The organism is Tardiphaga sp., from assembly GCF_025356345.1.
Lineage (GTDB): Bacteria > Pseudomonadota > Alphaproteobacteria > Rhizobiales > Xanthobacteraceae > Tardiphaga.
The window spans coordinates 1-10,905 of record NZ_JANXTC010000304.1; the positions used below are offsets into that span (position 1 = coordinate 1).

The 10,905-nt window shown below is 63.3% G+C and carries 11 protein-coding genes; 6 read left to right on the forward strand and 5 right to left on the reverse strand.

Translation table 11 applies throughout. The features are described 5' to 3' along the window. Both Q0S16_RS18610 and mmsB read left to right on the forward strand, forming a co-directional pair. Positions 1 to 1,018, forward strand: a 1,018-nt coding sequence (locus Q0S16_RS18610; RefSeq protein ID WP_295851244.1) for a sugar ABC transporter ATP-binding protein, incomplete at its 5' end; no start/stop codon positions are given. Beyond that, positions 1,015 to 2,205, forward strand: coding sequence for a multiple monosaccharide ABC transporter permease (mmsB, locus tag Q0S16_RS18615; RefSeq protein WP_295851246.1), 1,191 nt, complete (start codon positions 1,015 to 1,017; stop codon positions 2,203 to 2,205). The genes Q0S16_RS18610 and mmsB, both read left to right, overlap by 4 nt. 363 nt (positions 2,206 to 2,568) lie before the next feature. On the opposite strand, the gene Q0S16_RS18620 is transcribed toward mmsB, so the two are convergent. The 5 genes from Q0S16_RS18620 to Q0S16_RS18640 all read right to left on the reverse strand — a co-directional run bounded on the left by Q0S16_RS18620 (position 2,569) and on the right by Q0S16_RS18640 (position 7,184). Next, entirely contained in the window at positions 2,569 to 2,802 is a 234-nt protein-coding gene (locus tag Q0S16_RS18620) for a hypothetical protein (RefSeq protein WP_295851248.1), read from the reverse strand. Between the two features lie 104 nt (positions 2,803 to 2,906). Next, complete coding sequence (locus tag Q0S16_RS18625) at positions 2,907 to 3,671, reverse strand: DeoR/GlpR family DNA-binding transcription regulator (RefSeq protein ID WP_295851250.1); 765 nt, start codon at positions 3,669 to 3,671, stop codon at positions 2,907 to 2,909. Between the two features lie 231 nt (positions 3,672 to 3,902). After that, complete coding sequence (pdxA, locus tag Q0S16_RS18630; protein WP_295851252.1) at positions 3,903 to 4,907, reverse strand: 4-hydroxythreonine-4-phosphate dehydrogenase PdxA; 1,005 nt, start codon at positions 4,905 to 4,907, stop codon at positions 3,903 to 3,905. Further along, positions 4,904 to 6,154 (reverse strand): four-carbon acid sugar kinase family protein, encoded by a 1,251-nt coding sequence (locus tag Q0S16_RS18635; RefSeq protein ID WP_295851254.1) that lies wholly within the window; start codon positions 6,152 to 6,154, stop codon positions 4,904 to 4,906. The genes pdxA and Q0S16_RS18635 overlap by 4 nt, the downstream gene beginning before the upstream one ends. 1 nt (position 6,155) lies before the next feature. Further along, positions 6,156 to 7,184, reverse strand: a complete 1,029-nt coding sequence (locus tag Q0S16_RS18640; RefSeq protein WP_295851256.1) for a 2-keto-3-deoxygluconate permease — start codon at positions 7,182 to 7,184, stop codon at positions 6,156 to 6,158. Between the two features lie 248 nt (positions 7,185 to 7,432). On the opposite strand from Q0S16_RS18640, the gene greA reads away from it, so the two are divergent. The 4 genes from greA to Q0S16_RS18660 form a co-directional block, all read left to right on the forward strand. Continuing rightward, a complete protein-coding gene (gene greA, locus Q0S16_RS18645; protein ID WP_295851259.1) occupies positions 7,433 to 7,915 on the forward strand; it encodes a transcription elongation factor GreA in 483 nt (160 codons plus the stop codon). Between the two features lie 72 nt (positions 7,916 to 7,987). Then, entirely contained in the window at positions 7,988 to 9,856 is a 1,869-nt protein-coding gene (locus Q0S16_RS18650) for a dihydroxy-acid dehydratase (protein WP_295851262.1), read from the forward strand. Positions 9,857 to 9,906: 50 nt separating this feature from the next. After that, positions 9,907 to 10,515, forward strand: a complete 609-nt coding sequence (locus Q0S16_RS18655; RefSeq protein WP_295851264.1) for a cob(I)yrinic acid a,c-diamide adenosyltransferase — start codon at positions 9,907 to 9,909, stop codon at positions 10,513 to 10,515. Between the two features lie 35 nt (positions 10,516 to 10,550). Continuing rightward, positions 10,551 to 10,905: rhomboid family intramembrane serine protease (locus Q0S16_RS18660; RefSeq protein ID WP_295851265.1), on the forward strand; the 355-nt coding region annotated here is incomplete at its 3' end.

The window sequence follows — 10,905 nt, forward strand, 5'->3', positions numbered from 1 at the left end:
CAACGAGACCGACAGCGCGGCGCTGCTCGACCTGCTGATCGAATTCCGCGACCAGGGCATGTCGGCGATCCTGATTTCGCACAAGCTGAATGAGGTGTCACGTGTCGCCGATCGCATCACCGTGCTGCGCGACGGGCGCACCGTCGATACGCTGGACTGCCGCGCTGGGCCAGTGGAGGAGGACCGCATCATCCGCAAGATGGTCGACCGCGACCTCGCCCACCGCTATCCGAGGCGCGAACCAAAAATCGGCGAGCCCGTCTTCGCTGTGCAGAACTGGTCGGTGTACCACCCGCTGCACGCTGAACGGCAGGTCATCAAGAATGTCGACTTTCACGTCCGTCGCGGCGAGATCGTCGGCATCGCCGGGCTGATGGGCGCCGGCCGCACCGAATTCGCCATGAGCCTGTTCGGCCGCTCCTGGGGCCGCGAGATCACCGGCCGCGCCACGCTGCACGGCCACGACGTTGATCTCTCCACCATCGAGCGCGCCATCGCGGCCGGGCTGGCCTATGTCACCGAGGACCGCAAACAGTTCGGCTTGCTGCTCGCCTCCGACGTGCGCAAGAATATCACGCTGGCCAATCTCGACGGCGTCGCTCACAACAACATCATCGACGACATGTCCGAGCTTCGCGTGGCCAACGATTATCGGAGCCGGATGCGGATCCGCTGCAACGACGTCTATCAGGAGGCGGGCAAGTTGTCCGGCGGCAACCAGCAGAAGGTGATGCTGTCGAAATGGCTGTTTACCGATCCAAATGTGCTGATCCTCGATGAACCGACGCGCGGCATCGATGTCGGCGCCAAATACGAGATCTACTGTATCATCAACGAACTCGCCGACGCCGGCAAAAGCGTGATCGTGATCTCGTCCGAAATGCCGGAACTGCTCGGCATCTGCGACCGTATCTGCGTAATGAATGAAGGTGCCTTTGTCGGCGAATTTCCCGCCACGGATGCGACGCAGGAAAGGATCATGCGCGCGATTATGCGCAAGGGAGAGAAAACCTCATGACCGACAAGACCGTGGCGGCCGCCGAGCCGCGCAAACATGCCGGCTTTCTCAAGAATAATTTGCGCGAATACGGCATGCTGCTGTCGTTGTTCGCCATCATGCTGTTTTTCCAGGTTGTCACCGAAGGGACGCTGCTGCGACCGCTGAACCTCACCAATCTGGTGCTGCAGAACAGCTACATCGTCATTATGGCGCTCGGCATGCTGCTGGTCATCGTAACCGGGCACATCGACCTTTCGGTCGGCTCGGTGGCCGGTTTTGTCGGTGCGGTCGCCGCCGTTCTGATGGTGCAGTACGGCGTCCATTTCATCATCGCCACCCTGATATGTCTGGTGCTCGGCGGGCTGATCGGCGCGGCGCAGGGTTACTGGGTGGCCTATTTCAAGATTCCCTCCTTTATCGTCACGCTGGCGGGCATGCTGGTGTTCAAGGGGCTGGCGCTGGCAATTCTGGCAGGCCAGTCGGTCGGCCCCTTCGCGCCGACCTTTCAGAAATTGTCATCCGGCTTCATTCCCGAGCTGATACCGGATGCCGGTACGCTGTATCCAACCTCGCTTTTGATTGGCGCGGCGCTCGCCATGGCGCTGGTGATGATGAACCTCAGGGCCCGCGCGCGGCAGCAGAGCCATGGCATGGAGGCCGATCCATTTGGATTTTTCGTGTTCAAGAACGCGCTGCTATTCACCGCGATCGTCTACTTCACCTATCTGATCGCCTCGCATCGCGGCCTGCCCAACGTGCTGGTGATCATAATGGCCCTGATCGGGATCTATGCCTTTGTCACCACGCGCACCACGGTGGGCCGACAGATCTACGCTGTCGGCGGGAACGCCAAGGCGGCAAAACTGTCCGGCATCAAGACCGAGCGGCTGACGTTCCTGACCTTTGTCAATATGGGCGTGCTGGCGGCGTTGGCTGGCCTGGTGTTCGCCGCCCGACTTAACACCGCGACGCCGAAGGCCGGCCTCGGCTTCGAACTCGACGTCATTGCCGCCTGCTTCATTGGCGGCGCATCTGCCTATGGCGGCGTCGGCCGCGTCGGCGGCGCGGTCATCGGCGCATTGATCATGGGCGTCATGAACAACGGCATGTCGATCCTCGGCATCGGGATCGACTACCAGCAGGTGATCAAGGGGTTGGTACTACTCGGCGCGGTGTGCCTCGACGTCTACAACCAGAAGCGCTGAGCGTCCGCCGCGGACTTATCAGCCAGAACAACGGGACGTCCACGCTGGTCGGCACTGTGTTGCAAAAGCCCGCACCCGGAATAATTAGCAGTTCCGGCCCCGGGGGAGGGAACTCTGATCGAAGGAGCGGGTTGCCGGCATTGAAATGGGGCGACCAATGACAAATCCGACACCGAAATGTCCGCGATGCCAGGGGCAAATGGAGTTCCAGCGGATCGATCCCGGAATCCGGGGGTTCGATAACCACGTCTATGAGTGCGGCCGTTGCTACACGATGAAGACCTCCGCTGTGAGCCGTTCGCGTCTGGACATCGCGTCGGCCAAATAGATGGCGGGCAGAGCTGATCCCGCATGGCGTGTCGCCTAGGCGCCTCGGCTCTGATGACCGGAGATACTGCTGTCAGCCATCTTGGCCTTGATGGCGGCCCTGATCGCCCGGACACCTGGAAACGGCATGCCTAGTTTGCGGGCCTGGGCCTGAACCGAGGCCTGCGGCCTTTTCATGATGACGGCCGCGCGAGCCAACGAAACCCGTGCTGCGATCAACTCTTTAAGTTTATCGATCTGCTGGCCGTCCCACGGCGTATAGTTCTTCATTCGACACCTCGCTTCGCCAGTTACTACGACCAGGAGGGGTAAATGGTTCGGCCTTCACGGATTTGTCAGATAAATGCATGGCGACCGACGCAGTCGGTCTTGAACTACGGCGTGGCCACGATGACGCGCGCCCCGGCATCAGCGAGATGCTGACGCTGTTCCGGCGACGCGCCGCTGTCGGTTACCAGGGTCCAGCGCGGCGGTAGTGACGCCCAGGCAATCTGCTCGGCGCGGCCAAGCTTGCTGGCATCGGCCAGAACGATAACTTCCTTCGCCTGTTCCATCATCAGCGACTTCAACGCTACCTGCTCAAGGTCCGCCTCGCACAGACCACGCTTGTTGACCACGCCATCGGCACTCATGACGGCACGGTCCGCGGTCATGCGGCGTAGCGATTCATGGGCCAGTGGCCCTATCGTGCTCATGCTGGTGGCGCGCAACGTGCCACCCAGCACGACCAGTTCGATTGACGGAGCCTTGGCAAGAAAGGGCAGCAACGCCAGATTATTGGTGATGATACGCAGCCGCCGCCGCAGCAGCAGCCGGCCAAAGGCTGCGACCGTCGAGCCCGCGTCGAGAATCAGCGTGTCGCCATCCGCGATCAGATCGATCGCCACGCGTGCGATCGCCTGCTTCTCCTTGCCCTGGACGGCAAGCCGCTGCTCGAGCGTCGTCTCGGCAGCCTGCCCGGTAAGAATGGCGCCGCCATAGGTGCGGCGCACGGCATTGTTGCGCGACAGATGCTGCAGGTCGCGCCGCACGGTAGAGGCGGAGACGTCGAACCGCCGCGCCAGATCGTCGACGTCGATCTCGCCGGCGTTCAGCGCTTCCAGCAGGCGGGCGTGACGTTCCTTGCTGCGCATCGACATCAGAATCGAGACTCACTCGCTGGCAGACCCATCTTCAATCGATAGCACGCCGATTCAGACCTGCGGACATGTTCGCCCAATCCGGGCTATCGTTCCCCGGACGCGGTGCGCTGCGCCGCTCTTTGCGGCGTGGTGCGCCGCAGAGCCGGGGTCCCGGTTGCGCGTAGACTAAACCGGGATCCCGGATCTGCGGAGCAGCATGAAGAATGCCGCACCGCGTCCGGGAAACGGTTACGCCGCCTGGCTGCGCTTCGGCGCCAGATCGGCGGCCTGCCGCAGCGCCTCGATCAAACTGCGCTCGTCGGCAATACCCTTGCCGGCGATGTCGAAGGCGGTGCCGTGATCGACCGAGGTACGGATCATCGGCAGACCGACCGTGATGTTGACGCCGGATTCCAGCCCGAGCACCTTGATCGGGCCGTGCCCCTGATCATGATACATGGCTACCACCATGTCGTAGTCGCCGCGGCCGGCCAGAAAGAACAGCGTATCGGCCGGCAGCGGACCTTGCACGTCCCAGCCCTTGGCCTTGCAGGCGAGGACCGCCGGCGTGATCTTCTCGGCCTCCTCGCCCTGACCGAACAGGCCGTTTTCGCCGGCATGCGGATTAATCGCGCAGACGCCGATCTTCGGATTTTTGATGCCTGCCTTGATCAGCACGTCATGGCCACGCGTGATCACCCGCTCGACCAGACCCGGCTCGATCTTCCGGATGGCGTCGATCAGGCCGATATGGGTGGTGACATGAATCACGCGCAATTTTGGCGAGACCAGCATCATCGAAACTTCCGGCGTTCCGGTCAGATGCGCGAGCAACTCGGTATGGCCGGGATATTTGTGGCCCGCCGCATGCAGCGCTTCCTTGGAGAGCGGCGCGGTGCAGATCGCCTGCGCGATCCCCGACTGCACGACTTCCACGGCTTTCTCGATATAGCGATAGGCAGCTTCACCGGCGATCGGCGACATCCGGCCGAACGGCAGATCGTCGGGCACGTTCTTCAGATCGACGCACTGCACCGCTTTTGATACGAAGTCCGCGTCCTTCGCGTCGGCCAGCGCGTCGACGTCGAGCGCAACGCCGACCATCCGGGCGGCCTTGCGCAGTCGGGCGGCATCGCCGATCACCAGCGGATTACAGATCTCGTGGGCGTAAGGCTGGGCCAACGCCTTCATGACGACTTCGGGGCCGATGCCGGCCGGGTCGCCCATAGTGATCGCAATGGTGGGACGGCTCATGTGAAGCTTCCTTGGGTTCGGACGGCGCGAAGCCGCTCGGCGATGCGGATGAGGCTCTGTTCGTCGCCGAACGCCCCCGCCTTGGTAGCAATCGGAAACGACAATTCGCCGAGCGTCAGGCCTAGCGAGACGCCGGGCTCGATCTCGTCGGCAAGACGGATGCCGTTGACGCCGAAGCGCGACAACAGCGCGGCGGCGGTTTCGCCGCCGGTCGCGGCAAAGGCACCGATCGCAGGTGCGACCGGCGCCAGGACATCGGCAAGCGCCTGCGCTAGCTGCGGTCCGAGTGACATATTCGGTTTGTCGTCCATCATGATCTCGACCAGCGCGTCACCGCCGGCCGACAGGCGCCTCATCACATCGGCCGCAAGCCTGGCTCGATCGGCGCCGTCGCCCAGGAGCGTCGTCGCCGTGACCGCAAAATGTTCGACGGTGCCGGTTGCTGCAAGTTCGCGCGCCGCCGCGCGTGACGCCCCGGCAAGCGAGCCTACCACGATCAGGGTGCCCAACGCGCTGGCCGGGATGCGCAACGGCTCGACATCGCTGTCGGCATCAAGGCCGGCCAGCGCGTGCGCGAGGCCGGCGCTGCCGATGAAGAAGGTAGATCGGGACGCCAGCAGGCTGGCCTTTGCGATCAGATGCAGGTCGTGCTCGGTCTCGGCATCGCAGGCGGCAACGACGTCGCCTTCGGCTGCGAGTTTGGCAAAGATGGCTTTGAGGTCGGGGCCGCGAATCGTCGCCAGCGAAACATGCTCGCCGCGGATGCCGGCGGTGGCCAGCACCTCGACGAGGTGGGCGGTCGGATAGGTGTGCTCGCGGACCCAGACTTCGGCTTCTTCCAGCGGACGCCCCTTGACGTGAATGCGGCCATCGATGGTGGTGCGCCCGGTGGCCGGAAAGGCCGGCGCGAACACGCCAAGCGCCGGGCCGGATTGTGACGTGAGGTGCAACAGCGTGGCCGCAATCTCCGCCGCAGGTTGTCCCCGCAGCGTCGAGTCGATCTTCTTGAACAGGATCCGTCCGGGCTCGGCGAGGCGCGCCAGCACGTCGGCGTGGCGGCGTGCCGCGGCTGCGCCCGAAAGACCGCGGCTCGCCGCGTCATAGGCGAGCACCGGCAACTGGTGATCCGACAAGTCGACGGCCTCATCCCACATCACCGCGGCGGCGCGTCCCCTTCTTCCGAAGGCAATCGCGCAGTCGGCGGCACCGGTGAGATCGTCGGCGAGGATCAGCCAGTCATTCGCCACCTCAGTGACCGACAGCCGGTGCAGGCGTCCCCACACCCGCCTCGGCGGAGGCGACCGCATCTTCATTTGGCTCGACGTCGCGACCGACCTTGCTGGCGACCCACGAGGTGACAATCGGCGTCAGGATCGCGGTCACCACCACGCAGGCAGCAATCAGAATCGTGGCCGGGCCAGCAGCATCCGCATAGGCCGGATTGGCCGCGGCGACGATTGCCGGCACGGCCGCGGCATTGCCCGCGGTCGAGGCCGCCGCCACACCGGCAACACCATTACCGCCGGTCCAGCGATCGGCAAAAAATAGCGGGATGCCGGTCACGACGACGACGGCGACGCCCATCGCGAGACCCAGCAGGCCTGCCTGCCAGACCTGGGACAGGTTGAGGCCGGTGCCGAGCGCAAAGGCGAAGAACGGGATCATCACCGGTACGGCCTTGCTGAGGAAGTCGCGCATCTCGCGGTCAAGATTACCGATGATCATGCCGATAATCAGCGGCAGGATGGCGCCGACCAGCGCCGGCCACTGGAACGAGGACAGGCCAGCCACGCCCAGCGTGATCATGGTCAGGAACGGGCCGCTTTCCAGCGTCATGATGGTGTAGGCGCCGACATCGCGCGGGCGACCATACTGGCCCATCAGCGCCATATACAGGCCGCCATTGGTATCGTTCATCGCCGCGACGATGGCGAGGGTCGAAACACCCGCGAAAATGCCGGCGGTGATCGGGGCTTCACCGAGGAAGCGGCCGAAGATCAGGCCGAGGATCATCGCGATACCGACCTTGACGATCAGCAGGGTGCCACCCTTTTTCACGATGTAGGGGGTGGCCTTGAAGTTGATGCTGGCACCCATGCAGACGTAGAACACCGCCAGAATGGTCAGCGCGCCACCGGAGAACAAGGCGCCGGTGAACGAGCCGAAGAATTTCGGTGTGTTGGGGAAGAACGCGGCGATCAGCGCGCCGAGCAGCAGCGGCACCGTCATCATGCCGCCGGGGACCTTCTCAATCGCCCGCTTGATTGGGACCTGCATGCTGTCTCCTCGCCGCGCATTGCGCATATTGTTCACTTCGCGCAGCAATGGTTCCTGCCAACGCGTTCCGGCGGCTTTTATGCGTACATCGCGCAATATTCAATAGATATTGCGCGATTCGAGCGAAATGAGTCTTCCAACGAAAAATGGTATTTTGGGAATGCTGAAGCGCTCCCGCGCCGGACGTGCTAGGTAGGCTTTTCGGGCGTTACCGCGGATTCCAACATTCCACCAAAGGGATACCGAGCTTGAGCGTCGCTTTCACGAAAGAAGACAGTGCCGAAACCGCGGCGGAAACGCTGCTGCCCGATCGTCCGGTCTCGTCCCACCCAAACCTCGTGACGCAAGCCGGATTACAGGCCCTCGAAGCTCAACTGCATCACGCGCGTGACGCCTACGAGGCGGCGCAAAAGATCGAAGAGGTCAATGAGCGGCGGCGACAGGCGGCCAGCCCGTTGCGCGACGCCCGCTACTTCGCATCCCGGGTGCGGACAGCACAGGTCATCGCGGATCCCGCGTCGACCGAAATCGTTGCCTTTGGCAGCACCGTGACCTTCAGGCGCGACGATGGGCGGGTCCAGACATATCGGATCGTCGGCGAGGACGAAGCCGATCCCAAGGCCGGCTCGATTTCCTTCGTATCCCCGGTAGCACGGCTGCTGATGGGCAAAGTGGCAGGGGATGTGATCGGCGCATCCGGTCAGGAGCTTGAGATCATGGCGATCACGTAGTACGCCCCTCCCAAGACGTCGCCAGCACGCTTGGGCGACCCAAAAGCCGCCCGTTTGGAAGGAAACTCCGCCGTGACAAAATCGCCAATCGTCCTCATCGATCAACATCCAGGCCGCTCGGCCCAGACCATCGGGATTGCGCGCGAACTGGGTACCGATATGGACCTGATTCACCAGCCATCGGTGGGTGTGGTCGGCACCAAGGGCGACAGCCAGTGCTATATGGGCGTGGCGGCCAAGGTGGATGCGATCCATGCCAGCCTCAAGAGCCGCATCGGCCATGGCGCGGGTCAGTTGCAACTGCGTCTCGTTCAGCCGGAATATACCATCGCGACGTCGGACGGCATCCGCAACGGCACCCGCGAAATGCGCTATTCGCTGATCGGACGCGAAGTGACGCATGATGCTTTGTGCGAACATCTAAGCGCCACGGGACTGGCCGGCACCATCGCCGTCGTCGCCTGCGACAAGCCGCCGGTCGGCACGCTGGCCGCGCTGCTCGAGCATAATGAGCCTGCGATCATCATGTCCGACGGACCGATCCATCCCGGCGAGGACCCGAAGACCGGCGAGAAGCTCGACATTGTCAGCGCCTATCAGGTCGCCGGCAACCCCGACGCCGCCTATCGCCATCACATCGCCTGCCACGCCTGCCCCGGCTATGGCAGCTGCGGCGGCATGTTCACCTACAACACCATGCAGACCTTCATTGGCGTGGTCGGCATGCAGCCGCTGCACATGGTGGCGCCACCGTCCGACGATCCGCGTCGCCTCAAGGAATTTCCGGACCAGCTGGTCGAATACCTCGCGCAGATGATGGCCAAGGGCCTGAAACCCCGCGACATCGTCGTCCGCGATTCGATCCGCAACGCCGTCATCGTCGCGATGGCCATCGGCGGCTCGACCAATGTGACGCTGCATGCGCCGGAAATCGCCCGCGCCGCCGGCTACGCCGATTTCTGGAAAGAAGTCATGACGCCGGCCGAGTTCAACTATCTGTCGCAATACGTCGTTCCGGTCCTCACCGATGCCCGTCCCTACGGCAAGTATTCGATGGTCGACATCGACAAAGCCGGCGGCGTGCAGGTGATCGTTCGCGATTTCCTGGACGCGGGCCTCCTCAACGGTAACGTTATGACCTGCACCGGCGAGACCTTGGCCCAGCAGGTCAAGCGTCTGGCGCCGAAGAAGCCGGATGGCCGCGTGGTGTATTCCATCGAGAAGCCCTACAAGCCGACCGGTGGCCTGCGCGTTCTCGGCGGCAACCTGTCGCCGGAATTTTCGGCTATTCTCAAGCTGGCCGGCGTCGAGGGTGGGCTCGAGAACAACATGTTCCGCGGACGCGCCTGCGTGTTCGAGGGCGAGCAGGATTTGATCACGGCGCTCGACAAGACGCCGGAGCGGTTCCAGGACCGCGACATGGTCATCATCCGCTACGATGGACCGAGCGGTGCTCCGGGGATGCCGGAAATGCTCGACCCGACGTCGCGCATCACGACGCTCTGCCGCAAACGCGGCATCGTCGTTGGATTGATGACAGATGCGCGCTTTTCAGGCGGGTCGGTCGGCCTCGTCATCGGCCACGTCGGACCGGAAGCAGCCCTTGGTGGCCCGATTGCCTTCATCGAGAATGGCGACGAAATCGTGATCGACCTGAATAAGAACGAGCTCAACTGCACCGCGCTGACCGATCCCGCCATTCTTGCGAAACGCAAAGCGGCCTGGGACAAAGTGGTCGCAGAAAATGGCGGCATGCATCCGAACTGCGGCGTCGCCGATACACGCCTGTTGCATCGCGCCCGGATGACCGCGGTCCCGGCCCGGCACGGCGGCGGCATGCACCCGAACCGCGAGGTCTGGGTGCGCGAGCCGCGCGAGGCAATACGGTCTGGCTTCGAGCCGAAAAACAAGTTCCGCCCCGCCACCCACAAGTCGTTCTGAGGCGGCCCCCTAAGGGCGCGCCTCTGCGCGAACACCAGAGGCATTCTGCAATGGTCATCCTGAACAAGATCTACACGCGCACCGGCGACGATGGCAGTACGGCGTTGGGCACTGGCGAGCGGTGCCCGAAGTTCGCGCTTCGCATATCCGCCTATGGCACGGTGGACGAGACCAACGCCCAGATCGGCGTGGTGCGCGTGTTGCTCGCGCCGACGATTGCAGCGCAGGTCCAGGGCGGCGGCGACCCTGTTCTTGATAAGCGGTTGGCACTGATCCAGAACGACCTCTTCGATCTCGGTGCCGATCTCTGCGTGCCCGATCGTGGCCAAAAGCCTGCCTACGAACCGCTCAGGATCTCGCAGGCACAAGTCGACCGGCTCGAAACCGAGATCGACGACATGAACGCCGCCTTGAAACCGCTGCGCTCGTTCGTGCTGCCGGGGGGCTCACCGGCCGCTGCCGCGCTGCATGTGGCGCGCACGGTCAGCCGCCGCGCCGAACGGCTGATGGTCGAACTCGCGGCGTTGCCCGACGAACCGGTCAGCGCGCCCGCCCTCAAGTATATCAATAGGTTGTCGGACTATCTGTTCGTCGCCAGCCGACATGTCAACAACAAGGGCGAAGGCGACGTCCTTTGGGTTCCCGGTAAAAGCCGGTAGGGTCGGTCTTTCCGCGATGTCTTGGCCGCCGCGTCTTGGCCGCCGCGTCGTCGCCACCGCCGAAGGAAGGATCAGCCGCCGTGTTCGTACCGCTTTCCGACGACAACCCGCTGCGCTCGATACGCCACGCTTACGTCACGATCGGCATCATCCTGCTGAACGTGCTGTTCTATTTCTGCGAACTCACAGAAACAGGGCAGGCGATGGCTGCAACGTTCGCGATCATTCCGGCCGAATTGTTTCAGGTGCGCATTTTTGGCGGCGCGGCGCGCGGTCCCTACGACGCGATCGCATTTCCCGAGGGGTTGACACTGTTAACCTATATGTTCCTGCACGGCGATCCACTGCATCTGGCCGGCAACATGCTGTTTCTGTGGGTGTTTGGCGACA

What these genes read in the sequence shown, in the direction of transcription:
- mmsB (WP_295851246.1), top strand. Translation starts at nt 1,015, where the DNA reads ATGACCGACAAGACCGTGGCGGCCGCCGAGCCGCGCAAACATGCCGGC.
- Q0S16_RS18620 (WP_295851248.1), bottom strand. Translation starts at nt 2,802, where the DNA reads ATGAAGAACTATACGCCGTGGGACGGCCAGCAGATCGATAAACTTAAA.
- Q0S16_RS18625 (WP_295851250.1), bottom strand. Translation starts at nt 3,671, where the DNA reads ATGTCGATGCGCAGCAAGGAACGTCACGCCCGCCTGCTGGAAGCGCTG.
- pdxA (WP_295851252.1), bottom strand. Translation starts at nt 4,907, where the DNA reads ATGAGCCGTCCCACCATTGCGATCACTATGGGCGACCCGGCCGGCATC.
- Q0S16_RS18640 (WP_295851256.1), bottom strand. Translation starts at nt 7,184, where the DNA reads ATGCAGGTCCCAATCAAGCGGGCGATTGAGAAGGTCCCCGGCGGCATG.
- Q0S16_RS18655 (WP_295851264.1), top strand. Translation starts at nt 9,907, where the DNA reads ATGGTCATCCTGAACAAGATCTACACGCGCACCGGCGACGATGGCAGT.